This is a genomic window from Streptomyces vietnamensis, from assembly GCF_000830005.1.
In the GTDB taxonomy this organism is placed as follows: domain Bacteria; phylum Actinomycetota; class Actinomycetes; order Streptomycetales; family Streptomycetaceae; genus Streptomyces; species Streptomyces vietnamensis.
In genome coordinates, this window is the sequence record NZ_CP010408.1 from 151,988 (window position 1) to 177,004 (window position 25,017).

A 25,017-nucleotide genomic window follows, 5' to 3' on the forward strand; every position below is an offset into this window, starting at 1 on the left:
CTCGGATCGGCGCGGTCGGCAAGGATCGTCTCGACAGAGGTCCGGCGCCGGCGGCCTTGCGCGGCGTGCGGGTTCGCAGGCTGAGCGTCGCCCACCGCCTACGGGCCGTCGTCGCAGCGGGAATTGCGGAGCTCACCCAGCCACCGGTCCGCTCGCGTAGCGTGCGTGCGGCCGTTCGTCTACGACCAGCGCATGTCCAGCGCCGACAGCTCCTCGACCCGCTGAGCCGGCAGCTTTCCGGCCTTGACGCGCTGCTGGCTGACCCACGCTCCGAGCCGCACGGCCTGGTCGTCGACCTGCTCGGTGTGGCTGCGCGGCACTTCCAGGTGCCCTTCACGCGCGTGATACTGCCGGGCGGCGGCCAGGTTCTGGGCCCACATCTGCTCCCGTGTGCGCTTGGCCGGCGTCGCGGTGATGCCCACCATGCTGGTGAGCATCCACTGCTGGGTCGCGGTCAGCTTGGTGAAGCCGGCCCGTTGGGCGGCGGCCCACCGGCCCAGGTCTTCGCCGTCCACGACGACCAGGCCGGCCTTGTCCGGCAGCGGGCTCCCGCCCTTGGTGTGGCTCCAGGCGAGGCGGAAGAGGCGCTGCCAGTCGATGCTCCAGTTCGGGCACCAGCCGGGGTCGATCTCCTCCAGAGCCTGCCGTCGCTCGTCCGACAGGGGGCTCGTGCCGCCGTCCGGTTCGGGAAGGCCTGCGGCGCGGCAGCGCTCGAGCTCGTCGGCCTTGCGGGCGGCTGCCCGCTGGTTCTTCAGCCAGCGGCCCACCGGGTACTCGCCCTGGGTGGCGTCGACCGGTGCGGCCAGGCCGACTTCGTGCTCGGCCGCCCAGGCGGCGGCCGCGGCCAGGCCTTCTGCGAAGCCGGCGTCGAACGGCGCCCAGACCATGCCCAGCTTTTCCAGCTGCGCGGTGCGCTCGGCGTCCAGGCGGCCGGCGTTGTAGTGACGGCGGCAGTCGGTGACCCATACGCCGAGGGGGAAGTCGGCCGGGCTCCACTCGTCGGGGGTGCGGTAGCCGTAGGGCACCCGCAGGTCCTGGTGCTCGGCGGCGTAGCGCTGGGCGGCCTGGATGCCACGCCGCCAGTGGACACGCTCGGGGTTGAGGACGCGCAGCTCGATGAAGGCGGCCAGCTGGCGCGCGTCGCGCGGGGCGGAGAACCGCAGCAGTTCCTTCGCGGGCCGGCTCACCGAGGTCGTGCCCTCCCCGTCGTCCTGGTCCAGGTCTTCGTCGGCGCTCTCCTCGCTCGGCTCGGGTGCACGGGCGGCGGAGCGGCTGGGTTCGGTGAGCTTCTCGATCCGGGCGTCGTGCGCACGCAGGGCGGTCAGCAGCTTGGCCAGCCCGGCGTAGGCGGGGGAGGTGAGCATGGCGTCCGGGCGCTCGCCGGGGGCCAGGAAAGCGGGCACGACCAGCGTGGCGATCTTGCCTTCTCCGGGGTGCATGCGCAGCGCGCGGCCGACGGCCTGGACCAGGTCCGGCATGGAGCCGCGGACGTCGCAGAAGACGACAGCGTCGCATTCCCGGGTGTCGACACCCTCCCCGAGGACTTTCACCGACGCGACCAGGGACAGTGCCGCCTCGGTGCCGGCATCGGTGACTCCGGCGGCCAGCTGGCCGAGCACGCTGCGCCGGTGGGCCGGCTTGTGCTCGCCGTGCAGCCACTCCGCCCACACCTCGTCCTCGGCCGGATACAGGTCGAGGTCCTTCGCGTGGAGCTCGCCAGCCTTGGCCGGCAGACCCAGGGCGAAGGCTTCGGCTTCGGCAACCCGCTGGTGGAAGGAGAGAACGCGGCGCAGTTCTTCCTCCGTCGCCGCCTTCAGCGTCGCGGCCTGCAGTGCGCCGAGACGTTTGCCGCGGGCCTCTTCGCTGCCGTCGCCGGCGGTGCGCAGGGCCGTGTTCAGAGACGGGTCCTGCACGTCGACCACCAGTACCTGGTAGGGAGCGACGATGCCCCGGTTGATCGCCTCCTCCAGCGACAGGAAGTACGCCACGCTGCCGAAAACGCCGTCGGGGTCGTCCAGCATCGAGGCGACCAGCTCGCCCGGGCCGCGACGGCCGGGCTCGTCCTCGTCGGCCTCTCCGGCCTGCCACACCCTGGGGGTCGCGGTCATGTAGAGGCGCCGTTCGGCGGGGATGCGGATGTTGTCGTGGACGACGGCCCAGGGCTTTCCGGTCCGGCCGCTGGTGCGGTGGGCCTCGTCCACGATGATCAGGTTCCACAGGGGCAGGCCCGCTGCGTGGGCCTTCTCCAGGAAGCCCAGGCCGAGGGAGGCGTAGGTCGCGAACACGGTGACGCGGCCCGGCTCGCGGGTGAGCCGGACCAGCTCGTCGGCGTCGGTGGTGTTGGGGAATCCGGCCTCGTCCGACTTGAGGGAGGAGACACCGAAGAACGTGCCGGGCCGGCCTCCGTCGCGCCATGCACGGGCGGTCTGCTCCAGGAGGTCGAGCGAGGGGACCAGGACCAGGACCCGGTCGGCGTCGAGTTCTTCGGCAGTGTGCACGGCCACCAGCGTCTTGCCGCTGCCGGTGGCCATGACGACCTGGGTCCGCAGGCCGGCGGGCGGCAGCAGCGCGCCCGCAGGCAGTTCGAGCTTGCGCACCGTGGCGACGACCGCCTCGGCCTGGTGCTCCCGCAGGGGCTTGAGCATCGGTGTCTCTCACTCTCTGGGCGTCGGACGAGGCTTCCATCGACGGTGGGCCGTCGTCCAGCTCACCCCAAGGCTTTCGCCGTGGGGTAGTCGGTGAGGTGATGCAAAAGGTGACAACCCCAGGCCATTATGCAGACATCGAATATGCATTGCAAGGGAATGCATTGCTGTCTGTCGCTTCTCTTGCCTGTTCCGGAGGAACACCACCCGGCCCATGCTCATCGGACATAGTCGACTCAGGCTTGCCCGCCAGGGTGAGACGAGACGTCAGCCACGGGCTGGGCAAGCCTGGACGCGTGACCGGTCACTGGCCGTGCAGCTAGTGACCGATGAGGCACTCGGCGACCGGTCACCGCGCTGACCTGCGGTTTGGCCGATCCGGGCAAGCCTGACCGACACCTGGGCAAGCCTGGTGACCGACCAGGAAGGCAGCGGGCAAGCCCTCCCGCTCCTCAAGAGAAGGGCCCGTAACCGACCGATTCCGACCGGCGAACAGCCGCTCAACCTCTCGTACGGAAGGACTCGCATGACGGCCCCCGCCAGCCGCGCCTGACGCGCTCCGCAGCGGCTGCTGAGGCCAGCCCGGTTGACCTCGACGCCCAGCAGGCAGCCGCCAACAGCTGGCCGGGACACGACCGCTACTCCGGATGGTTCGGAACTGGCGCGCCCGTAGTGCTTTGAGGGTCCGGGGTGTGGCCCCTCCGGTCAGCTTTCGAGCATCCCGCCATTGAGGTACCAGGACGATGCTGCGAGGCCGTAGAGGAGAGCGGTATCCAAGCTGTTGGGGTTGGCCTCCTCGGCGCTTTCGGCTTCGTCTTCGAGCTGCGCGCGAAGTTGCTCAGGTCCCGAGGACGCCAGCAGCTTGGCGTCTCGTCTCAGGCGGTTGGCCAGGCGGCTGGCTGTTGCGTCTGAGTACCGGTCCTTGAGTTTGTGACTCGTGAAGTGATGCTCCAGTCGTTGAGCCTTGACCTCCGGCCAGTGAGGAGGCGGACAGACGAAGTAGACCGCTGCGACACCGCGCTCTGTTGGATGGACCTCTGCGAAGAGCCATCGCTCTTCCCCGAGATCGTCGAAGTAGGGATGGAAGGCTTCTTTGGCGAGTTCAGCGGCGAGTGTGTTGCTCTTGCCTTGGTTGCAGGGGCCGCAGACGGGCACCAGGTTGAGCGGCGTCAATGCCAAAAGAGGGAAGGTGGCCTTCGGCGCGTGGTGGTCGATCTGAGAAACCGGCTGGTATCCGCACAGGGGGCACATGTTGTGTACTGCGGCGGCCTTGAGTGCGTCATAGAGCCTTCGGCCTGGCGCCCGGTCGACCAGAGCTGTCTTGTACGTATCGTGGAAGTGCTCCTTGTCCATGTCCTCCTTCTGGGAGTCGGCCTCAGAGAGAAGCAGTGCGAGCAGCTCCCCGGCCTCGCCGGCCTTTCTGTAAGCGTCCTCCTCCGCTATCAGTTCCGGGAGCCGGGCTTGGAGCGTCTGGCCCCAGTCCTGGGTGTCCAGCCACGTGGTACAGGCCGTGAGTACGTCGCGGACGGTGATGGTTGGTCTCGGCGGCCACAGCATCAGCGTGTCTCCTGTGCCCGCGCGAACGTCATCGCACGCAGAAGCGCCCGGGCCTCTCCGCCCAGTCCAGTGAACCGGCGGGAGATCTCCTTGTAGGTGCCGCCTCGCGCTACCTCTGCGGCGATCGCGGCGTGGAAGCCGGTCGATTCGACCTCCAGGCCGAAAGCCTCGTAGGTCAGCTCTCCAACGCTCTCACCGTAAGTCTCGATAGTCGGACGGTGAGCCGTGAGCTCGTCACCATGGCGGTTCATCATCCATACGCAGGACGCTGGGACTTCCTGCAGCACGACGGGGGAGTGGGTTGCGACCACGGCCATTCCGTTGCGGTGACTGAGTAGATCGGACAGTGCACGGGTCAGGGCTGCGAGCAGAGGCGGGTGCAGATGCGTCTCGGGTTCGTCGATGAGGACCAAGGTGCGTTCACCGACGACCTCGATCAGGCGGGTCACCATCAGGAGGACCACCGCGTGCCCGGAGCTCAGGCTGTCGAAGACCTCGCCCATCCGCTTCTCGAAGGTGCGGGTGCGGCCTTCCCTCATCATGGCGTTGATCACCGGCATGTGGTCATCGAGGAAGCCACTCGCGTTGTAGTTGAGCGTTTCGATGGCCTCTCGCCAGCGCCTGCCTCTTGACCCGATCCGCGCGGTGGCGAAGCTGTGGACGAAGTCTTCACGCCATTCAGCCTCAGTCTTGAGGCGCAGTCCGTCGGGGTGGCGCAGGCCGATGTAGTCGAACGATGTAGTGGCGGTGCGCGACAGGTCGTACGGCCGGTCGAAGGGACTGAAGGAGACGACGACGCAGCCGGTGAAGCTGTTGTCCTCGTAGCGGGACTGGCTCTGCACGCTGATCCGTCCCGCTGCCGCGGCCTCGGCGATACCGTGCAGCATCGTGGACTTCCCGACGCCGTTGCGGCCGATCAGGGCGTGCAGGTTCGTGGGAGGCACACTCCCCGGCACGGCCTCAAACACGAACTCGTGCGGGGGAAGCAGGCCCTCCTGGTCGGGGGTGTAGCTCCAGTTGAAGGGAACAACGCGTGCCCGCAGTCCCGTGGCAATGCGGTTCGCGTTGGCAAGCTGTCGTTCGTCGCGGCCGCGGAGAAGCGACTTCTGGTACACGTCCAGTTTCCGTGTGGCCGGGGGTGCCCCCCTGAGGGCGACATCGTTGAGGGCGCTGAGGATGTCGCGACCCGTGCCCGCGCCTGGGAGGCCTCGCAGTGTCTCGTAGTAGTCGTCCTCGTGCGCAAGGCTGAAGAACTCGGGGCTCAGGGCGGTGAACTCACGAGGGAGGATGTCCGCTGTCCGGGTGGGCCCGTCGGAGCGCATCGAGACATGGCCGATCCTCAGAAATCCGACCTTGACCAGCCTTGCGTCGCCCAGGCGGACCACGAGGTCGAAGGTGGTCAAGAATCCGAAGTCGTTCCAGCTGTCGTTGACCAGGTAGGCCCCCGGGCGGTCCGGCGTCTCATCCCCGTACTCCAACACCGTGAACTGCACTGCAGGCCCCCTCCGTGGACTGGTTTGCCAGTAAGAGTGCCGCAGGAGCACAGGGAAGGCGAACAGCCGTTACGCCTGAGACCGCTCAGTCAGGCTGACCTGTGCCAGCCTGGCGAAGGTGAGTCTGGCCCCGGTTGCGGAGAGCCGCAGCAAGGAGCCAGATTTCCCTTAAGCCCAGGGCGCCCAGGCCCGGATCTCAAGACCGACGATTTCGGTTCCGGGTTCGACGCGGTCGTTGTCGACCAGCCACTTCTGGACCGCGGCGGTTACGTCGCCCCCGGCCGCGTCGACCCACGCTTTGAATTCGACGCCGTCGAAGCCCTCCTCGCCGGACCCAGGGCCGCCGCGGTTGTCGGCGTAGGCCCGCTCCTCCGTACCGTCCCGCCGCTGGACGACGTTGCGCCGCAGCCCGGGGGAATCTGTGATCCGGCCCGCGTCGTGCTTGAAGGCCCCCTTGCGGGCTCGCACGGTGAACGCGATCTTGCCGCCGAACTGGGCCGCGTCCTCCACGACCGGCCGCAGCCTGCTTGCGCCGGAGGCGATGTGCTGGCGGCCGGCCCTGGCCAGCGACGATGACCAGGCTTTGACGGGCTTGCCGTCCGAGCCGATCACGGGCCTGCCCCTGCGGTCCTTGACCGTTTTCTCCGCCCGGACGCGGTTCTTGCCCCGCACCCGGGCCTTGTATCCGGACTTGTTCAGACGCGGCTGGACGTGGCCGGCGGCCAGGGCCTTGAGGCTGGCGATGTCGCGGGGCCCGCCGGCCTGGACCTCCTGGACCACGGCCCGCAGCGCTTCCACCATCGACGCGCCCTTGTTCTTGGTGAAGAACTGCGAGACCAGGGACGGGTTACGGCCGAGGATCTCCCCGACCTGCTTCTTGTTGAAGCCCGCGTCCAGCAGCTGCTCGGTGAGCCGCGCCGCCTCGTTGCGCTGCACACGACGGCCGCTGTCGGCACCCCGCTTCTTTCGCGGCGTCATACTGCCGCCTCCTCGTCCTCGTCGGCGCACTCGTGATCGGCGTACGCCGTGGTGTCGTCCTCGAACTGGCCGTCACCGCCGGCGCCGCAGCCGTGGCACTCCCATTCGGCGCTCCAGGCCACCTGTCCGCCACGGCCGCAGTCGTGCCCGGACGAGGCGGTGTCCTCGTCGTCCCACACCGCCTCACCCGATGCCCCACACTCCGGGTGCTCCCAGCTGCCGCCCCATGCCACCTCGGCGTTCACAGATCCTCCGCCTCCAGGGCCTGTCGACCGAGGCTCTGCAGCACGTAGAACTCCTCGTCGGCCGTGGGCGTGGTCTGCTCCCAGGCCATGGCGCCCTTGAGCAGGTAGTCGCCCGGCTCGCCGCTGTAGGGCCAGTCCGGGCGCACCGAGCTGTAGATGGCGTCGGTCCTAAAGGCGAGGATCGACCCTGCCGGCAGGTGCAGCGCACCGGCCCGGGCCGGCTTGCCCGTCGCCGGGTCCGTCGTGCCGGTCGGCCCGGACAGCAGCGCGGCCCGGGCCGCCGACCACACGCCGGCCGCCCACTCCGGGTGCGCGTACGGGTCGCGGGCGAAGCCGCCGTTGCGCTCCCAGGTGGCGTGCGTGTCCGTCAGGCCGGTCAGCCGGGCGCCGTCCGGGATCTCGGGGACCTCGCCGCCGGTGCCGAGTTCGACCGACCCGGTGGTGATGCGCGGGCGCTGTGCGAACATGCCGATCCCGTACAGCAGGATGCTGCGGACCGCGCGGGACGCAAGCCGTGCGGCCTGGCGCTGCTGCTCGTCCCCGTGGGTCTGGGCTAGGGCGCGCAGCGACTTCCAGACGTCCTTGAGCTTGTTGGACCAGTCCTTGAGCGGGTCGCCCTTGTCCCAGACCAGACCGTCGAGGATCTCCAGCTTCCAGGGCTGGATCGGGTTGCGCAGCGCCTGGTTGATCTCGGCGCCGCCCGCCCAGGTGGTGAAGGTGCGGCCGCCCTCGTAGGGGTAGTGCCAGGCCCGCTCGCCGGGAGCGGGAGCCGGCAGCAACCCGACGTGGTCCCACTCCTTCGGGATGGTCACCCTCACCTGCCAGTGGCTGGGGGAGAACAAGGCGTTGGCCTGCTCCTTCTCGCTCAGGGCCGCGAAGCCGGCCGCGGTCATCCGCTGCGGTACGCCGACGCCCGAGGTCCAGGTGTGCTTGGCGTAGGCGAAGGTGCGGTCGGCCTCGTACCAGCCGGGCACCCGCTCCGGTACGCGCGGCGGGGTGATCAGTTCGGTGCGGCCCTGCCCGGCGGTGGCGTGCAGCAGACCGCGGATCTCCTGCGACATGACCGGGTAGCCGTCCGCCCACTTCGCGCCAGCCTTGGCGGGGATGGTCCGCGACCACAGGTCACGGCCAGTCTGCGAGGGCGAGCCCATCAGCACGACGTCGTCCCAGTGCCGCTTGAGGGCCTTCCACAGCTCGACGAAGGCGGCACGGACGGTGGCCGGGTCGGCGCCAGCCGGGTCGAACCACTCGCCCACGCTGCGGATCTCGGTGTGCTGGTCATTGCCCCGCTGCCAGCGGCCCACCGGGTTGCGGGGGTGGACCAGGTGACCGGCCTGCCGGTCCTTGCCCCGGGAGGACTCGACCCGCCAGCCCTCCGGCAGGGGCCCGTTCAGCCACTCGGACACGGCGTCCTTGAGGAACTGGTGCCGGGCGGCGTTGCGGTGCCAGGGGTCGCCGGCCGTGATGTAGATGCGCTCCACGTCCGCGGACACCGTCGCGTACACGGCGGTGAGGATCTCGGCGACGCTCGCACGCCCGAGGTCCAGGGTGACCGTGCCGGCCTGCCACACCAGCACACCGGTCGCCGTGTCCAGGAACGCCATCTGCCGCGCGGCCTGCTTGAAGTTGGGCCGCTTCGAGGTGAGGTTCGGCTCGGCGTAGATCCAGCGGTCGCCCTCGGCGCCGTCCGGGATCGACGGCAGTGTCCGCTCCTGCTCGACACCGGGAGGCGTTGCTGGGGGCGAGGTGGTGGCCGTGTCGATGAGGGGCTCGGCGGCCTCGAGGTCCTGGTCCTCCTCGGCGGCCGTGTCCGTGGCGGGCTCGTCTGTGGCCGTGTCCGCGGCGGGCTGGGCTGCGGGTCGCAGGTCGGGCGCCGGCGCTCCGGCCGGTTCCTTGATCGGCTGTACGGCCGTCTGCGGCCCTGGAAGTTCATCGGCGGCCGAAAGCCCGCCCGCCGGGGCGTCTGCGGGCGCGCTGGGGGTCCCCTGGGGGCCGAGAGAGGGCACGAGAGCCACGACGTCGATCACGGAGACGCCGGCGGACGTCGCGATGCGGTCCGCCTTGGCCTTCTCGTACGCGCCCAGCTCCACGATCTGCTGATCCCGGCGGGCCTGCAGCTTGTCGAGCTCGGTCCGGAGCTTTACGAGGTCGCGCAGGCGCGGCTTGATCTCGTCCCGCAGCTCGCGCAGCTCTGCCAGGCCACCGCTGTATGCCTTGCTGTCCATCAGAAGATGCCCTCCATGGGTCGGTTGGGACTCTGGCCTGCCGGCTGCCGCGTGGTCAGCTCTGGGCGGACCTGGCCTCTTCGCGGAGTTCCTGGAGCTTCCGTCCGGTCGGGACGTGGGTGTATTGGCCCCATCCGTTGATGTCGCTGCCCGTCTGCGCCTTGAGAGCGGGGGAGGGCTGCGCGAAGGTGCGACCGTCGGGGAGCTCGACCCAGCCGTCGGCCGTGATCTTCGCTTCGTGCGTCCGCTGGCGTCGGGGCTGGTGGTGTACCAGCTGATCGCCGGGAGCGGCGAGGCCGGCCTCGATGATGAACATCAGGCCGCCGAGCCCCCTTTCGGGGCCGGTGTCCTTGCTGCTCTTTCCATCGCCCAGGAGCTCACGGCGCAGTACGTCGTTGGGAGTGTCCACGAGGGGCTCGCTGTGTCTCTGCAGGTACGCGAACACCTCGTCGTCGATCTCGATCTTCCGCATGACTCCCTCTCTACTCTTTCCACTTTAGATTCTCCCAGAAGTGAAGTGTAGAGTTCAAGTGAGCTCACTGCCGATCGTGCGTACGAATTGATGGCGGGCGTGACGGAGCGGATCTCCCGCGCGCGGATGCGGAAGTGATATCGGGCAGGCGTCAGTCGAACGGAGCCAGCTGTTCAGGCAGGACGATGATGCGGGTGCCGTTGGGCGCAGTACGGCCGAGGAAGCGCAGTTCATCGAGGTCGCGGACGAAGATGAGCAGTCCCTTGAGCTGGTCCCAGTCGACGAACTGGGGATGGGGACGCAGGACCGCGCACGGCCGATCGCCTACGTACAGGGGGGTACCCAGGGCCCAGCGGCGATCACGGTCGCGGTGGCGCGGCTCGGTCTCGACGCCGAAGAGGAGTCGGGCCTCGGACAGGGCGGCCTCGCGAAGGCGTTCACGCTCGTGGTGTGGGAGGTCGGCCTCCCACACTGGTTCGGGACGCGGGGCCGCGCTGCGGCCCTGCTCGGGTACGGCAGGCTGCTTCGCCGGGGGCTTGGGCGGCGCGGCTGCGAGGGCTGCCACCCTGGCCCGGCGCTCCGCTTCCCGGCGGCGGCGCCGTACCTCTTCCCGTCGCTGCTGTTCTTCTAGCTCGGCGACCGCGCGATCGCGGGCCTGCTGGTAGGCCGCCGCGGCATCGATGTACTGCGGCGCGGTCCACACGCCGGTCCAGTCGTGCTGGTCGGTGTGCAGCCAGCTCGGTAATCGGTGGGCGACGGCGCGGCCGGTGAGCGCCCAGGCGGTGAAGGATCGCAGGTCGGCTTCCGTCTCGTGCCACTCGCCGTGGCCGACAGCGCGGCACAGGGAGTACTCGTCGTCGCACTTGGTGACGGTAAAGCGGGCCAGCCCGCCGGCCACCGTCCAGTTCGGCTCGTCGTCGCTCGGCGGCCGGACGTGGACGGAGGGCACTTCGCCGACCCATGGCCGCAGCTTGGTGGCAACCCAGCACACCCGCACGCCGTCCTTGGCGAACCGCGCGGTGCGCTGGATGATCTCGTCGACGGTGATCGGGGACAACTGCGCTTCCCACGCCGTGCGCGCGGTGCCGTCCGGGGAGGTGGCCATGACGTCGGCCCGCCAGTCTCCGTCCGGGCCGCGGACCTCGAGTTCGGCGTGGTGGCCGGCGGCGCGTACGGCGGTGGCAAGCTCCAGCTTGAGTAGGTGGTGCTCCATGGACTCCCCGGCCAGCGCGCAGGTCGGGGAGCCGGGGTCGTGGGCGAAGAACCGCAGTCCGTGCCGGGAGACCTTCGCGTGGACCGGGTGCGCGCACTCAGGGCACGTCATCGCGACCCGGGGCCGGGCCCGGTGGACGGCCTCCCACGCCCAGCCGCAGCCGAGATCCGGCTGGGTGGCGTCCAGGCGTCCGCGTCCGTCGTGCTGTGCGGTGAAACCCAAGGTCATGCCCCCTTCACGTGTGCGTCCGGCCGTCGGATGCGGTCAGCGGTGCAAATCCTCGTTGAGCCGGTGGTGCAGCAGCAGGAGGAGGTCGGTGTCGGCGACGCCGGCCAGCTGGTGGAGCAGTCGCCGGATCGCGCTGTCGTCGCCGGCGCGTACGGCCGCGCCGATGTGCTCGACCAGTCGGGCAGGCTCGCAGGATGCGGTTGCCGGGCCGGGCGAGGCCCCACCATGGCCCTTCGGCCCGGCAGCAGCGTGGGGTGCGGCCCGAAGAGTGCGGGTGGCCGTCACCGGTTCAACGCTCCTGTTCGGGCGTGGCCACCCGGTGTGCGGCCAGCGCGGCGCGGGCGGTCGGCGGCTCGATGACGACGCCGAACTCGTACAGCCCGATCTCCCGAACGTCCTCGACTGGTCTGCCAAGCGAAAGGCGCTAGTTGTCCGCGTCCTGGAGGTCAGGCCGGATGTCGGCCCCCAGCTCTTTCAGGGTTTCCACTACCACCGTGACGGGGTCACCGAGCGGCGTCAGGTCGAACCATTCGCCGCGTACTCGGTAGTCCACGAATCGGTCGTGCAGCGTCCCCTCGTAGTCCCCATCTACTTCGAGGAGCGGCCGCAGGTTGGCGGGCTGGCCTGTCTGGAGCTGGGCAACCCGGCTCTTGACGGTGTCGGTCGTGTGTCCAATCTTCGTCAGGACGGAGCCCTCCATGCCGACGAGGTACGTCCGCCAGCTCCGGGGCGCCGGCATCTTGGGGGCCTGTGCTTCGGCGGGGCGGTAGGTCGGCAGCGCCTCGTCGTCCGGCACGTCCTCCGGCTTCTGATGCCACGTGAGAGGGGTGCTTCCGCCCTGGATCGTCAGGGTCTTGCCGATCGGCGTCCCATCGGCCCGGAACGTAGTCCGGACGATCTGCGTGACGACGACGGGGCCCTTGTACCCGAGGGCCGCCAGTTCGGCGTCTGTCGCCAACCGGCAGTGATCTCGGCTTCCTCGCGTACGGCATCACTCGGGTAGGTCGGTAATAACTGGGCACGGCGTGGGCCGGTCAGGTTCTCCATGGTTCGAGACTGTACGGGCAGCCTCGGACAACGTGGGGGTGGTGTCATTTGGCGGCGGCCGTGGGTGTGGCAAGAGCCGATATGGTGCCCTCCATGACCGACACCACCACTGGCGCGCCGCTCGTCACCGGCCCGGTCCAGCAATACATCGAAGCCCTGCTCCGCCGCAGCCTCGCCGAACGACTCAACCGCCTCGAGCGCCTCGAGCAGCTCGAGAAGGACGGCCACCGCATCATCGACGGCGGCCAGACGCACGGCGACGCCTGGGAGATCACCGACTGGCGTACTGGGGACCTTATCGAGCGCGGCATCGGCGGCTACCCGGGCTACGACAAGGCCGTGCAGCGGCTCGACCCCGACGGGAAGTGGATCCTCCACGAGAACGTCGACAATGACGACGACCAGGAAGACATCGAGCCGGTCGGTGTTCCAGCCAGCTTCGCTGACTTGCTGCAGGACTGGCTTGGCTTGAGGAGCACCCCGGACGAGGACGTGGCCGCCGTCGTGGGCTGGAGCGTCGAGGAAGTCGCCCGGCACCGCCAGGAGGACTGACCCAGGCCCGCACAACGGCGTGGTGGTCTCGGCTGTGTGAGCAGAGACCACCACTTTGGCGCTCACGCTTCGTCGAGTGCCTGCCGCACCGCATTGAGGTACGCCGCCCGCAGGTTGGGCACCTCGTCGGAGGCTTGAGCACGAGAGACCCCGTTGAGCTCAAGCCTCTCCACGAGATGGTTCATGTACGCCGCTGCGGCCCGTGCGACTTCTCGAGGTCCTTCGATCTCGATAGCCCCGCGAGCCGTTGCGAGCCGGGGAGCTAAGGGCTGTCCCGTAAATGATCTCCGAGGCTCCTCGGGCAGGCTCGGTGGCCGTGTAGTTCGCTGGCCTATCCGGCGAGGGCGAGGTTGTGCATCCGGGCGATGCCGAGCATGGCGTGGTGGACGCCATCGCCCTTCAAGCGGCAGTCGCGGAGGATCTTCCAGGGAGTGGAGGGATGCCGTTGATGTTGCACGTCAACGGGGGATCTCCCGCCCTGCTTCGGTGAGGGTCAGCGTGAGGCACCCCAGCCACTCACCGGATTGCGGATACTCCCAGTTCTCGATGTCCGCCAAGACCGCGGGAACATCCTGCTTCGGGATGGGGAGCCCGGGCTGCAGCCCGAGAGAGCCATCCGGTGCTGTCCAGGGCGCGAGCCGACACACTTCGATCCATCCTCTGTCGACGAGGGGGAGGAGGATCGGGACGAGAGCCGAGACAGGGCCTGAGTGCAGCGGCTCGTCGAGGTCGCCCCAGACACCAGCGAGGATGTCGATCTCGGTGGCGTTGATCATGAAGGCGCGTTCGGCGGAGGACAGCTGGTCTGTCGCGGGATAGCTCACGTGCAGAGTGTCGCAGCCCAGGAGTGCAGCCAAGAGCCCCAGTGGTTCTCTGAAGAAGTGGTCGCGTGGACGAGATGATCTCGATGTGACTGATGTGATCACAGCCTCGGATTCATCCTGGATATCCCCGTTCTCCGGGCTGAGCCCGCGCGCCTTCGGGAAGCTTGTGACGGTCCTGTGTCACGCAGGTGCGGACACGCCTCGCAAGGGCCGACCATGGAGCCTTTCGTTGGAGGACCGGACCTTGCTGGTTACCGTGTACTGGCGCACGAACCTGACCATGCGGCAGTTCGCCCCGCTGTTCGGGATCTCGAAGTCGGCAGCGGACCGCATCATCGACCACCTCGGGCCGATGCTCGCACTCCAGTCCCGTAAGCGGTTCGCCAAGGACGCCGTGCTCATCGTGGACGGCACCCTGGTCCCCACCCGCGACCACACCATCGCCCAGCGGTCGAAGAACTACCGGTACTCCACCAACCACCAGGTCGTCATCGACGCCGACACCCGCCTGGTCGTCGTGGTCGGCCGGCCGCTCGCCGGGAACCGCAACGACTGGAAGGCCTGGGACGAGTCCGGAGCCAAGGCCGCCGTCGGCAACACGGTCACGATCGCCGACGGCGGATACCCGGGCACTGGACTGGTCATCCCGCACCGTCGGCAGCGCGGTCAGGCCGAACTTCCGGCCTGGAAAGGGGAGCACAACAAGTCCCACAAGCAGGTCCGCGCCCGCGTTGAGCACGTGTTCGCCCGGATGAAGACCTGGAAGATCCTCCGCGACTGCCGCCTCAAAGGCGACGGCATCCACCACGCCATGCTCGGCATCGCCCGGATGCACAACCTCGCCCTCGCCGGATAGGCCAGCGAACTACACGGCCACCGAGCCTGCCCGAGGAGCCTCGGAGATCATTTACGGGACAGCCCTCAGCCAGACACCGATGAAGGCGCCGATCAGCGCGACGACGCCTGCTACTGAACTTGATTGAGTGATGTCGGAGCCGTTTGCCTGACAGCGGCACCACGGCTTCGGTAGGCGTTGGGCGTGAGATACGCGCAGGGCGGTGGGTTGACCGATGCAGGGAGGGCCGCGCGGGAGCGGATCCGGTTGCAGGCCGTGGAACGCTTCGAGGGCGGGGAGATGAACCGGGAGATCGCTACTGCGCTGCGGGTCAGCGAGCGATCGGTGGAGCGGTGGCGCCGCCAGTGGCGCGAGCGTGGCGAGGCCGGAGTCCTGTCGAAGGGCTCGCCGGGACGACCGAGGCTCGGCGAGAAGCAGATCGCCAGACTTGAGCGGGAGTTGGAACGCGGTCCGCTGGTCCATGGTTGGGCCGACCAGAGGTGGACGCTGGCGCGGGTGAAGACACTGATCGGCCGTTTGTTCCACGTGAGCTACACGGTGGAGGGCACATGGCGGCTGCTGAAGCGGCACGGCTGGTCGTGGCAACAGCCGATCCGCCGAGCCATCGAACGCGACGACGCGGCCGTGGAGCTGTGGAAGAGGGACGTCTGGCCGCGGGTAAGAGCACCGCGGCGGCATGCAACGGCTGGATCGTCTTTGAGGACGAAGCCGGCCAGTCGATGACGCCGCCGCGTGCCAGAACTTGGGGCCGGATCGGCCAGACCCCGGTCGTCCGGGTTCGCGGCCGGGGCTCCGGACGAGTGTCGATGGCGGGCATGACCTGCTACAGACCCGGTGAGAGGTCCCGGCTGATCTACGCCGTCCGCGAGTATCAGGGCCGTAAGGACGAGCCGAAGGGCTTCGGCTGGCGGGACTTCCGTGACCTGCTCGTCCGCGCCCGCATCCACCTCGGCGGCCCGATCGTGCTGGTCTGGGACAACGTCCGTCTTCACCTCACCAAGCCGCTGCGGGAGTTCATCGACGCGAACGCCACCTGGCTCACTGTGTTCCAGCTGCCCACCTACGCACCGGACCTGAACCCGCAGGAGGGCATCTGGGCGCTGGTCAAGCGCGACATCGGCAACCTCGCCGCAGCCGACCTGGGCCAGATCACGCGGGTTGTGAAGCGTCGACTCAAGCAGATCCAGTACCGCCCGGACCTGGTCGACGGCTGTCTCGCCGGCACAGGCCTGATCATGGACGGCTGACCGACGGTACGAATCACGTTCAGCGGCTCAGTCCGACGCGGCTTCCGGCTTCCTGAGGCTGCGACCGGGACGTCGAGGCCCGCTCTGCCTATCGGTGGGGCGTTTGGCGTCGTCTGAAAACCCCTTGCTCCCCGATCCGCCTGCTTGGTGGGATGCAGGGGCTTCGACGGCGGGAGGGGAAAGCTTGGCGGTGTTCGGGTGTGCGGGCTGCGGTGCGGTCCTGACGGCGGTGGTGTCGGAGGTGGCGTTGCCGATCCACCTGGCCGACACCCACTGGGAGACGCTGCACCCGCCACTGCTGGAGGCCGGATCCTACGCCGTCGACCCCGCACCGTACGGGCCGCCGTGGCGGCAGTGGGACGAGGCCGGGGCGCGTGAGGCGGCGGAGCGGGGGCGCTTCGCGCCGTTCGGCGCGCTGTCCAACGGGCCGTCGGACACCATCCTCCTCGCGCCCGGCGACATGCGCGGCACCCGGCTGATCCTCGAGCGGGCTGGGGGCTACTGCATGGGGATCGACGGGAGGGACGGGCCGAACCTTGCCTGCCTGGGCTGCGATCTGCCAGTTGGAACGAGGATGGACGACTGCGGGTGCTGGCAGGTCGTCCGGCTCGTCCCGCAGGCGGTAGTGCGGTTGCCCGGCCCGCCAGAGCGGCCGATCATGGACTGGGCGGAGCTGCTAGCCGCCGGCGCGCTGTGGCACCGGCTGAGCGAGTACCGGGACATCCCGGCGGGCGTGGCACTCGCCCAAGTGGTGGTTGCCTCCGGGGGCGCGCCGGTCGAGGCGGCGCCCGGGCCGGTCGCTGAACTCCTCGGCCGGGCACTCGGCGCACTGCTGCCCGCCGGGGAAGGTGCGAAGCGGCTGGACCTGGCGGGACCGGGGTTCGGCGAGCCGGCCGCCGACCTGGTGCTGGTGCCGGTCCATCCGCAGACCGGAGACATGTGGCAGCCGCGTGCCGGGGCGGTGCCGGTACCTATGGATGCCGCGCTCTGGGCCGAGCTCGCCTTCCCGCCACACCGCACCCGGCTGCCGGTGGTCGGCGGGCTGCCGGCAGGTGTGGAGCGGGACGACCCGCTGCCGCCGCACTCGTGGTACCCGTTCCAGCCGTCAAAGGAGGCGTTCCGGTACACGCTCGCACGGACGCCCGCCGTCAGGGAACCGTGGCTGCGGGCGATCTACGACCGAGGATGCTGACCCGTCAGAGGTAGTGCGAACCCAGACGTTGGGCTCGACGTAGACGGCGTAGTCATGGACCGAGTCGTGACCAGGACGCCCCCTGATCACACATGGCTGACCGACATCACACATTCAACTTCAGTACTCCGGCCGCTATGACGGCCGCCCACCCCTGATCCATGGCGGCATCCTGCCGTACCCGAGTTCCGGTAGCGAAGAACGGGCCTCGGGGATCAGTAAGGATCTTCAGCGTCGCCGCTCGAGGGTGAGAACGGCCTTGGTGATTGACGTGAGTCGGTTGGGGCTGATGCGGGCTTTGCGGAAGATCCGCCAGGCCTTGAGGCGGGCGAAGGCCCGCTCGACCGGGAAGCGGAGTCGTGCGTGTGCTCGGTTGACGGCTGCTTGTCTCATGGTGAGGGGGCGTCCGAGGTGGCGTTTGAACGGCACCTGGAACGTTCCGCCGGCCCCTGCGTAGGCCTTGTCGGCCAGGACGGGGATCCGCAGTCGTTCACAGACGGTGACGATGCGGTGGGTGCGGGCGGCGGTGATGTCGACGGTGCGGCCGGGCAGTGCCGGCGAGTACCAGATCAGCTCGCCCGCCGGATCGGTGACGGCCTGGATGTTCACGCCATGCCGTCGGGCCTTGCCCGAGTAGTCCCGTTCGCGATCGCCGACCCGGTCGCACTCGGCGATGGTGCCGTCCACCAACACGTATGCGGGACGCGCCCGGCGCAGTGCCTGGGTCAGGGACGGTGCCCTCGCGGCGAGGAGCTTGATCACGCTCTGTACGTAGGCGTGGGCGGTGCCCTCGCTGATCCGGAAGCCCGCGGCGAGCTTCGCATAGGTGGTGTGCTCGCGCAGGTATACCAGGGCGATGACCGCGCGCTGCGAGGGCCGCAGTTTGCAGCGGCGGTCACCCTCGCGGGTGACGATCAGCATCGTGACCCACTCCACGAGCGCGTGCGGCAGGTCGAGTGCGGCAGGATAGGTGACCAACGAGGCCTCCGGTCGCAGCGGTTGAGACGTCAGACATCTCGAACCATTGCCCGAAGGCCTCGCCTGCTATCCAGCCTCGACCGTCACCCGATCGGTGACCACGCTGAAGATCCTTAGTGAACCTCTTTCATCCTGAATAGTCGCAGGTCAGCAGGATGTGGATAGCTCGGACGACGCGGCTGATGCGTCCGGTCGAGCAGCGAGCTCTGCGCATGATGCGCCAGGACTTGAGTCGGGCGAAGGGGAGGGGGTGCGCTTTGGGGGCTGGAATGGCGTGAATACGCTCCCTGGGGATGGTGCTCTTGGACCGTGATTATGGAATGTTGTTACGTTCGGCATGCCGCATTGCCCGCCGATGCAGACCTTGGCTGTCGAGGAGGCAAGGCGGGCCTGGGCGGACTCGTCAGCCCGCAATTTCCCGAAGAAGGAAGTGCTATGAAAGTGGAGAACATGATCGATTCCTCTGAGGGCTTCTTCGACGAGCGGCGCCCACCATGATCGCGTACGAGTCGACGTCCCGTACCGACGAGTGACAGATTCCCGATGAAGCTGTGGGCGCCCCAGGGACGATTGCAGTGCTTCATTAATTGCCGAGCGCATGTCCTGATTTTGACCGACTCTCAGGCGCGTCGGCCTTGCTGCGGACCAAAGACAGGGAATTCCTAAGACATACCTGATCCACCCCGAAATCGGCGAGACGACTAGGAGTACACTGCGTGAGCACCCTCCCGCGTAACGAGTCCGACGAGACAGCACAGGAATCGTGGACGGAACGCCGTTTATGGGATGTCTGGTCGGAGCACTATGACGGCAGCTTCCTCGGTACTACAGAGCCCGGGGAGATGGTTTCCCGGCTCTCTTCCCTCGCATGGGATCAAACCGCTCTGGAGTTAGGCGTAGGCACAGGACGAGTAGCTCTGCCCCTTGCTCGAACGGGAGTGACCGTCGACGGCATCGAGTTTTCCGGACCCATGGCCAAAAAGCTGCAGGCCAAGGTGCAGGACCTCCCCGTCGTGGTAATTAACGGAGACATGGCCGACCGGCATGATATGGGGCATTCTTACTCGCTCGTGTACGCCGTACATAGCGCTCTCCATCTTCTCCAGACTCAGCATGACCAGGTGAGGTGTCTGATGAACGCTGCGGACGCCTTGAAAGCAGGCGGTCACCTCGTCGTGGAATCCGTTCATCCGCAAGTGTTCGCCGGACCGCTCCGCGGGAAGAACATCAAGATCCGAAATCTTACCGACTCGGAACTTGCCCTATCTGCGACGGTGGTTGACACAGCGCAGCAGACGGTCCGGTTCCAAGAGATCTCTTTCGGCGACAACGGAACACGGATGCTGCCGTGTCACATCAGGTGGATCTGGCCATCAGAGCTTGATCTTATGGCGTCCATGGCTGGACTCAAAAGGATCTCCAGGGATGCGGACTGGCACGGAGGTGCGGTGACGCCAGAAAGCACCCAGTATGTGTGCGTCTATCAGAAGGAGTAGCAGAGGAGCCCCCTAAAGGGGGTTGCAGAAGGCTTCGTTCTGGGCATTTTGCCTGTATGGGTGGGGTGTTGCGGGCTGAGCCGGTGTGGGTGGAGACGTTCACGGGCTTGCGGATGGAGCGGTTCGCGAAGCTGGTGAAGGCGGTGCGCGAACGAGGTGGGAACGGACCGGGTGGCGGCCGGCCGTGGTGTCTGCCGCTGGCGGACCGGCTGCTGCTGGTGGCCGTGTACTACCGCACGAATCTCACCATGCGGCAGTTCGCGCCGCTGTTCGATGTCTCGCCCGCCACGGTCTGCCGGGTCATCCAGCGGCTGTGGCCGCTGTTGGCTCTCGAGCGGGCTCCGCGGCTGGTTGCGGACACCGAACGGTTGTGGATCGTGGACGGCACCCTGATCCCGGTCCGCGACCGCAAGGTGGGCGCCTCGTCCCGCAACTACCGGTTCTCGGCAAACGTGCAGGTCATCATCGACGCGGACACCCGCCTGGTCGTCGCGGCGGCCCGGCCGGCGCCGGGCAACAAGGCCGACGCACATGTCTGGCGCGAGTCGGACCTGCCCGCTCTGGCGGCGGGAACGACGGTCATCGCGGACGGCGCCTACCTCGGCACCGGCCTGATCGTTCCGCACCGGAAGAGAGCTGGTCGCCCCCTCCTGCGCGGGCAGGAGGAGGACAACGCCGAGCACCGAAGGGTCCGCGCCCGGGTCGAGCACACCTTCGCCCGGATGAAGAACTGGAAGATCCTGCGCGCCTGCCGGCAACGAGGCGACGGACTTCACCATGCCGTCCAGGCCGTCGCCGCCATGCACAACCTCACCATGACCCGGTGAATCAGCAGGTCAAACGCCAGATAGGTCTGCCCGAATCGGAGCCTTCTGCAACACGCTTTACGAGCTCGTGCACGGTAAGCGGTGAGACGTCGAGGGCTCCGGCAGGCCTGGTGCTCACCTCTGTCGTCGTGGGTTCAGGTCTGCGGTCTGCTGGTGCGACAGCAGGCCGGCGACGGCCTGGACGGTGTCGCTGATGTGCTCGCGGCGGCCGAGGTGGCGGGCCAGGGCCCGCCAGTTCTTCAGATGGGCGATGCCGTGCTCGACCCGGATACGGCGCGAGGAGTGTGCCTTGCGCTGTCGCTCGTACATCTCCTCGTACCAGTCCGGGGCGTTCTTCTTGAACTTGCGGTGCGGTGGTGTGACCACGCGTCCGCCGGTCTGAGCGCCGAGACCCTGGTAGCCGGCGTCGGCGAGGATCTCGACTACGGGCCCGTCGGCCAAGAGCTTGACCAGCCCTAACTGACGGGCGTGGGTGATGTCCGCGCAGCTGCCGGGCTCGGTCGGGCTGCACCACAGCACGCGGCCCTCGCCGTCCGTGACCACCATGGATTTGACGGCGTTCTGCTTGTTCTTCCCGGAGATGTAGGTGTCCCGGTTCTTGCGTCCGGCGGCCGGGCGGCGGACCCGGATCTCGGTGCCGTCGATGATCCCGGTCTGTTCGCTGGCGCCGAGGTGGTCGATGACTTCGGCCAGGGTCCGCAGCCGGACGCCGGGGCTGATCGTGCACCCCCGCTCGGCGAGCAGGGGCCGCACCTCGCCGATGGCCCGGGTGATGGTGGAACGGTCCACGTCGAACCAGCAGGCCGGCACGTCATGGGTGACCCCGTGACGGAGATGGGCGAGCGTGGCCAGGAGCCGGTCGACGAACACCAGCCGGTGCTTCGCGCCGGCTCCCACACCCCGCTGCCGCGGCCGGGAGGCCAGCTTTGCCTGGTGACGCTCATGTCATGACGGGCCCAGGTCCGCGACGAGTTCAGCGATCACATCGGCCGACAGGCCCGTGATCCGACGGCTGATGACGATCGCTGCACGAGTCACGGTCCCCAACACCTCACCATGATCGACCATCCGTGGCTCGACGTCTCACCGCTTACCGTGCACGAGCTCGTAAGGGCTGTCCCGTAACTGATGGACAGGCGTTAATGGATGGGTAGTCCGCGGCTCGCATGCAAGTCGAGGATCACCTGCCGCCCGTCTTGATCCATGGCCATTTCACGATGCAGACCACGACAGGGGCGACGAGCATGGCCAGCAGCCACAGGCCCACGCTCGCGGGAGAGTAGATGTAGTAGCGCCAATGCTCTGGCAGAGGCGACGGCGCGAGTAGGAGCAAGATCAGCGTGGCCCATGTGGCCAGTACGGCGGCTGCCATGCGTGCGGTCATCTCTATTGGCCCCCTCGACGACGCTCATCTCTACGGATCGGATGATAGAGCGGCTGAGATGATCTTGGTATGGCTAGTGTGATCACGGCGTCAGAGCCGCCCTGGATAGCCCCGTTCACCGGGCTGAGCCCGCGCCTGTTCGGGAAGCTGGTGACCGTGTTGCGGCGCGAGGGTGCGGACGCGGTCCGCAAGGGCCAGCCGTGGAGTCTTCCGCTGGAGGACCGGGCCTTGCTGGTGGCGGCGTACTGGCGCACGAACCTGACCATGCGGCAGCTCGCCCCGTTGTTCGGTGTGTCCAAGTCGGCGGCGGACCGGATCATCGACCACCTCGGGCCGATGCTCGCACTCCAGCCCCGCAAACGGTTCGCCAAGGACACCGTGCTTATCGTGGACGGCACCCTGGTCCCCACCCGCGACCACGCCATCGCGGAGCGGTCGAAGAACTATCGGTACTCCACCAACCACCAAGTCGTCATCGACGCCGACACCCGCCTGGTCGTCGTGGTCGGACGGCCGCTCGCCGGAAACCGCAACGACTGCAAAGCGTGGGAGGAATCCAGCGCCAAAGCCTCCGTCGGCAGGACGCTCACGATCGCCGACGGCGGCTATCCAGGCACCGGGCTCGTCATGCCCCACCGCCGCCGCAAGGGCGAGGAACTGCCGGAGTGGAAGCAGGAGCACAACAAGTCCCACAAGCAGGTCCGCGCCCGCGTTGAGCACGTATTCGCCCGGATGAAGACCTGGAAGATCCTCCGCGACTGCCGCCTCAAAGGCGATGGCGTCCACCACGCCATGCTCGGCATCGCACGGATGCACAACCTCGCACTCGCCGGATAGACCAGCGGGCCGCACCGCGGCCACCCACGTCCAAGGCGACTCAAAGATCAGTTACGGGACAGCCCTTACGAGCTCGTGCGTGGTTAGCGGTGCGACGTCGAAAGGTGCAGGTCGGTCCGGTGATCACTGTGCCTGACGGTCCGTGCGGGTGGCGGTCTGCTGGTGTGAGAGCAGGCTGGCGACGGCTTGGATCGTGTCGCTCATGTGCTCGCGTCGGCCGTGGTGCCGGGCGAGTGCCCGCCAGTTCTTCAGGTGTGCGATGCCGTGCTCGACCCGGATACGGCGTGAGGAGTGGGCCTTGCGCTGGCGTTCGTAGATCTCCTCCTACCACTGTGGCGGGTTCTTCTTGAACTTGCGGTGTGGTGGTGTCACCACGCGGCCGCCGGTCTGGGCGCCCAGGCCTTGATAGCCCGCATCGGCGAGGATCTCCACGGGCGGGCCGTCAACCAGGTGCTTGACCAGGCCCAACTGCCGGGCGTGTGTGATGTCGGCACAGCTTGCCGGCTGGGCTGGACTGCAGAACAGGAGCCTGCCGCTGGCGTCGGTGAGGATCATGGCCTTGACGGCGTTCTGCTTGTTCTTGCCGGAGATGAACTTTTCCCGATCCTTACGGCCGGCAGCGGGTCTGCGGACCCGGATCTCGGTGCCGTCGACGATCCCGGTCTGCCCGCTGGACCCGAGGTGCTCGATGACCTCGGCGAGGGTGCGGAGCCGGACACCGGCTGCGATGGTGCAGCCCCGCTCGGCGAGCAGCGGCCGCACCTCGCCGATCGCCCGGGTGACCGTGGAGCGGTCGACGCCGAACCAGCAGGCCAGCACGTCGTGAGTAGCGCCGTGGCGAAGGTGGACGAGGGTTGCCAGGGGCCGGTCGATGAAGACCAACCGGTGCTTTGCACCCGCGCCGACGGCCCGCTTCCGTGGCCTGGACTCCAGTCTCGCCTGGTGTCGCTCGTGCCATAACGGACCTACCTCGGCGACTAGTTCGGCGATCACATCGGCCGACAGCCCCGTGATCCTCCGGTCGCTGATGATCGCTGTACGAGACCCGTTCCTCACCACACGAACATGATCAGCGATCACGACCCAGCGTCGCACCGCTAACCACGCACGAGCTCGTTAGCTGGACAACTCGTCCCGATCCAAGGCTCGGCAGGATATTGGATGGCCCCGGACGAGTGATGTCCGGCTTCTGCATTGCGGCTTGTACGGGGTTCTGCAGATGATCTTGTACGCGGACGCGGGCAAGGGGAGCTTCAGACGTTCCGTCCCCGTAGAAGCACCGGCCTCGGGCTGTTCGACGTTGTGATGCCGTACAGCTCGAGGCCGGCGCGTGAGACCGCTGGTCCTTTCCCACTTCGTGTTCTGCTTTTGGAAGGGGGGCACAGAAGGCGGCTGTGGTCTTGGGCCGCTGAGAAGCCTGGTCAGGCGCTGCTCGGTTGGCTGGCGACTCGCATGTCCTCTTCCTGGGCGAGCACGGCGGAGGCGACGACGGCCTGGAGACGGCGGATCCCGGGGAGGAACAGTAGGGCCGCGTTGCTGAGGAGAATGCCCAGGGCGCAGGTCCACATGACGGTGGAGGCTCCCGCCCAGTCAGCGACGGCGCCCGCGAGGATGTAGCCGAGAGGAACGAGGGCGTTCTCGCCAAGCATGGTGAGCGAGGTGACCCGGCCGATGAGGTGCTCAGGGATCTGCTGCTGCTTGGCAGTCTCGAAGAAGACGACTGCCAGTTCCAGGCTGATACCGCTCAGCAGCATGGCGGGCAGCAGCAGGGGAGGCTGCGGTGCGCTGGCCAGGATCGCGAGGGGCAGAGGCCAGATGAGCTGGACGCTGACGCAGGCGAGCATGAGGCGGCGGGGGTGCCAACGCAGTGCGATGAGAGAGCCCAGCACCATGCCGGCGGAGAAGGCTGAGACAGCCCATCCCCAGTAGGCCGCTCCTTCGGAAGTGCCGGAGAGGATGAGCGGGCCGAGGAGCTGATAGCCCGCGAGCCACAGGGGTACGGCGAGGGTGCCGGCGAGGGCATAGGCCCACATCCAGGGGCGGGAGGAGAAGGCCTGCCATCCTTCGCGCCAGCTGTGGCGTGTGGCTGCGCGCGAGGGGGAGGGAGCTTTGCTGTGAAGGCCGGTGAGGATCAGGGAGCAGGCAGCGAAGGAGAGCCCTCCGGCGATGAGGACCTGGCCGAAGCCGAAGGCGGCGCCGAGGAGGGAGCCGAGTCCGGGGACGGCGATGCGAGCCAGGTTGAGGACCAGCCGGAGCGAGGCGTTCGCCTTCTGGAGGGCGCTTGCCGGGACGAGCTCGACGATCAAGCCCTGGAAGGCCGGCTGGGCGAGGGCTGTGGCGGCTCCGGTGGTCATGGCGGCGGTTGCGAACATCCACAGGGTGACCTGCCCGGGGGTCGCGGTCAGGAGGATCCCCAGGAGTGTCTGGACGCCGGCCAGAAGGAAGTTGGCGCTGACCGCGAGGGCCCTGCGGGGGACACGGTCGGCGAGGACGCCTCCGTAGGGGAGCAGCAGGGTCTGCGCGGCGACGGAGCAGCCGAGGACCAGGCCTGCGGAGAGGCCGCTTCCCCCTACCTGCAGGACGGCGAAGGCCATGACCACGTTGACGAGGTTGGTGCCTGCGGTGGAGACGCCCCGGCCGGCGACGTAGCGCAGGTAGGGCTTTCGCCAGGTGCGGTCGGAAGAGAGCGGCGGGAGGTGGATGTCGTGAGGCATGCAGCGG

22 protein-coding genes and 2 pseudogenes are annotated in these 25,017 nt (G+C 68.1%); 7 read left to right on the forward strand and 17 right to left on the reverse strand.

What is annotated here, in order from left to right; genetic code table 11:
- Window positions 1–179: 179 nt before the first annotated feature.
- The 10 genes from SVTN_RS40070 to SVTN_RS40115 all read right to left on the reverse strand — a co-directional run bounded on the left by SVTN_RS40070 (window position 180) and on the right by SVTN_RS40115 (window position 12,014).
- A complete protein-coding gene (locus SVTN_RS40070; RefSeq protein ID WP_078908861.1) occupies window positions 180–2,645 on the reverse strand; it encodes a DEAD/DEAH box helicase in 2,466 nt (821 codons plus the stop codon).
- Between the two features lie 705 nt (window positions 2,646–3,350).
- Window positions 3,351–4,202, reverse strand: a complete 852-nt coding sequence (locus SVTN_RS40075; protein ID WP_041134860.1) for a hypothetical protein — start codon at window positions 4,200–4,202, stop codon at window positions 3,351–3,353.
- Entirely contained in the window at window positions 4,202–5,695 is a 1,494-nt protein-coding gene (locus tag SVTN_RS40080) for an AAA family ATPase (protein ID WP_041134861.1), read from the reverse strand. The genes SVTN_RS40075 and SVTN_RS40080 overlap by 1 nt, the downstream gene beginning before the upstream one ends.
- A 168-nt stretch (window positions 5,696–5,863) precedes the next feature.
- Window positions 5,864–6,673 carry a hypothetical protein gene (locus SVTN_RS40085; RefSeq protein WP_041134862.1) on the reverse strand — a complete coding sequence of 270 codons (810 nt, stop codon included), beginning with the start codon at window positions 6,671–6,673 and terminating at the stop codon, window positions 5,864–5,866.
- Window positions 6,670–6,918: a hypothetical protein gene (locus tag SVTN_RS40090; protein ID WP_041134863.1), complete on the reverse strand. Its 249-nt coding sequence runs from the start codon at window positions 6,916–6,918 to the stop codon at window positions 6,670–6,672. Before SVTN_RS40090 ends, SVTN_RS40085 begins: the two co-directional genes overlap by 4 nt.
- Entirely contained in the window at window positions 6,915–9,143 is a 2,229-nt protein-coding gene (locus SVTN_RS40095) for a Mucin-19 (protein WP_041134864.1), read from the reverse strand. Before SVTN_RS40095 ends, SVTN_RS40090 begins: the two co-directional genes overlap by 4 nt.
- A gap of 55 nt (window positions 9,144–9,198) precedes the next feature.
- The gene (locus tag SVTN_RS40100) at window positions 9,199–9,615 is read right to left on the reverse strand and encodes a restriction system modified-DNA reader domain-containing protein (RefSeq protein WP_041134865.1); all 417 of its coding nucleotides are present in this window, start codon (window positions 9,613–9,615) and stop codon (window positions 9,199–9,201) included.
- Window positions 9,616–9,766: 151 nt separating this feature from the next.
- The gene (locus SVTN_RS41370; protein ID WP_159026600.1) at window positions 9,767–11,050 is read right to left on the reverse strand and encodes a competence protein CoiA; all 1,284 of its coding nucleotides are present in this window, start codon (window positions 11,048–11,050) and stop codon (window positions 9,767–9,769) included.
- 42 nt (window positions 11,051–11,092) lie between these two features.
- On the reverse strand, window positions 11,093–11,341 hold the full coding sequence (locus SVTN_RS40110) for a hypothetical protein (protein WP_041134866.1): 249 nt from the start codon (window positions 11,339–11,341) through the stop codon (window positions 11,093–11,095).
- A gap of 139 nt (window positions 11,342–11,480) precedes the next feature.
- Window positions 11,481–12,014: a GIY-YIG nuclease family protein gene (locus SVTN_RS40115; protein ID WP_041134867.1), complete on the reverse strand. Its 534-nt coding sequence runs from the start codon at window positions 12,012–12,014 to the stop codon at window positions 11,481–11,483.
- A 182-nt stretch (window positions 12,015–12,196) separates the two neighbouring features.
- Between SVTN_RS40115 and SVTN_RS40120 the strand changes: the two genes are divergently transcribed.
- Window positions 12,197–12,655, forward strand: a complete 459-nt coding sequence (locus SVTN_RS40120) for a hypothetical protein (protein WP_159026601.1) — start codon at window positions 12,197–12,199, stop codon at window positions 12,653–12,655.
- Window positions 12,656–12,986: 331 nt separating this feature from the next.
- Here the strand turns inward: SVTN_RS40120 and SVTN_RS43500 are convergent.
- A pseudogene (locus SVTN_RS43500) lies at window positions 12,987–13,085 on the reverse strand (IS5/IS1182 family transposase); the annotation flags it as partial.
- Window positions 13,086–13,113: 28 nt separating this feature from the next.
- Window positions 13,114–13,479: a hypothetical protein gene (locus tag SVTN_RS40125; protein WP_159026602.1), complete on the reverse strand. Its 366-nt coding sequence runs from the start codon at window positions 13,477–13,479 to the stop codon at window positions 13,114–13,116.
- An 85-nt stretch (window positions 13,480–13,564) separates the two neighbouring features.
- Between SVTN_RS40125 and SVTN_RS40130 the strand changes: the two genes are divergently transcribed.
- The 3 genes from SVTN_RS40130 (at window position 13,565) to SVTN_RS40145 (ending at window position 16,774) form a co-directional block, all read left to right on the forward strand.
- Complete coding sequence (locus tag SVTN_RS40130) at window positions 13,565–14,335, forward strand: transposase (RefSeq protein WP_099055355.1); 771 nt, start codon at window positions 13,565–13,567, stop codon at window positions 14,333–14,335.
- Window positions 14,336–14,518: 183 nt separating this feature from the next.
- A protein-coding gene (locus SVTN_RS46760; RefSeq protein WP_425429072.1) for an IS630 family transposase occupies window positions 14,519–15,582 on the forward strand; the annotation gives its coding sequence in 2 pieces (ribosomal slippage) (window positions 14,519–14,966 and window positions 14,966–15,582; 1,065 coding nt in all).
- 190 nt (window positions 15,583–15,772) lie between these two features.
- Entirely contained in the window at window positions 15,773–16,774 is a 1,002-nt protein-coding gene (locus SVTN_RS40145) for a hypothetical protein (protein ID WP_425429074.1), read from the forward strand.
- A gap of 228 nt (window positions 16,775–17,002) precedes the next feature.
- On the opposite strand, the gene SVTN_RS40150 is transcribed toward SVTN_RS40145, so the two are convergent.
- Window positions 17,003–17,752: an IS5/IS1182 family transposase gene (locus SVTN_RS40150; protein WP_041127278.1), complete on the reverse strand. Its 750-nt coding sequence runs from the start codon at window positions 17,750–17,752 to the stop codon at window positions 17,003–17,005.
- Window positions 17,753–18,468: 716 nt separating this feature from the next.
- On the opposite strand from SVTN_RS40150, the gene SVTN_RS40155 reads away from it, so the two are divergent.
- Both SVTN_RS40155 and SVTN_RS40160 read left to right on the forward strand, forming a co-directional pair.
- Window positions 18,469–19,248, forward strand: a complete 780-nt coding sequence (locus tag SVTN_RS40155; RefSeq protein ID WP_063782371.1) for a class I SAM-dependent methyltransferase — start codon at window positions 18,469–18,471, stop codon at window positions 19,246–19,248.
- 56 nt (window positions 19,249–19,304) lie between these two features.
- Entirely contained in the window at window positions 19,305–20,075 is a 771-nt protein-coding gene (locus SVTN_RS40160; protein WP_041134874.1) for an IS5/IS1182 family transposase, read from the forward strand.
- A gap of 114 nt (window positions 20,076–20,189) precedes the next feature.
- Here the strand turns inward: SVTN_RS40160 and SVTN_RS40165 are convergent, their stop codons facing one another.
- Both SVTN_RS40165 and SVTN_RS40170 read right to left on the reverse strand, forming a co-directional pair.
- Entirely contained in the window at window positions 20,190–20,972 is a 783-nt protein-coding gene (locus SVTN_RS40165) for a transposase family protein (protein WP_041134875.1), read from the reverse strand.
- Window positions 20,973–21,255: 283 nt separating this feature from the next.
- On the reverse strand, window positions 21,256–21,459 hold the full coding sequence (locus SVTN_RS40170; protein ID WP_099055357.1) for a hypothetical protein: 204 nt from the start codon (window positions 21,457–21,459) through the stop codon (window positions 21,256–21,258).
- 69 nt (window positions 21,460–21,528) lie between these two features.
- On the opposite strand from SVTN_RS40170, the gene SVTN_RS40175 reads away from it, so the two are divergent.
- Window positions 21,529–22,296 carry a transposase gene (locus tag SVTN_RS40175; protein ID WP_078908862.1) on the forward strand — a complete coding sequence of 256 codons (768 nt, stop codon included), beginning with the start codon at window positions 21,529–21,531 and terminating at the stop codon, window positions 22,294–22,296.
- Between the two features lie 123 nt (window positions 22,297–22,419).
- Here the strand turns inward: SVTN_RS40175 and SVTN_RS46765 are convergent.
- Both SVTN_RS46765 and SVTN_RS40185 read right to left on the reverse strand, forming a co-directional pair.
- Window positions 22,420–23,355: pseudogene (locus SVTN_RS46765) on the reverse strand (transposase).
- Window positions 23,356–23,717: 362 nt separating this feature from the next.
- Window positions 23,718–25,010 carry an MFS transporter gene (locus SVTN_RS40185; RefSeq protein WP_041134877.1) on the reverse strand — a complete coding sequence of 431 codons (1,293 nt, stop codon included), beginning with the start codon at window positions 25,008–25,010 and terminating at the stop codon, window positions 23,718–23,720.
- Window positions 25,011–25,017: the final 7 nt, after the last annotated feature.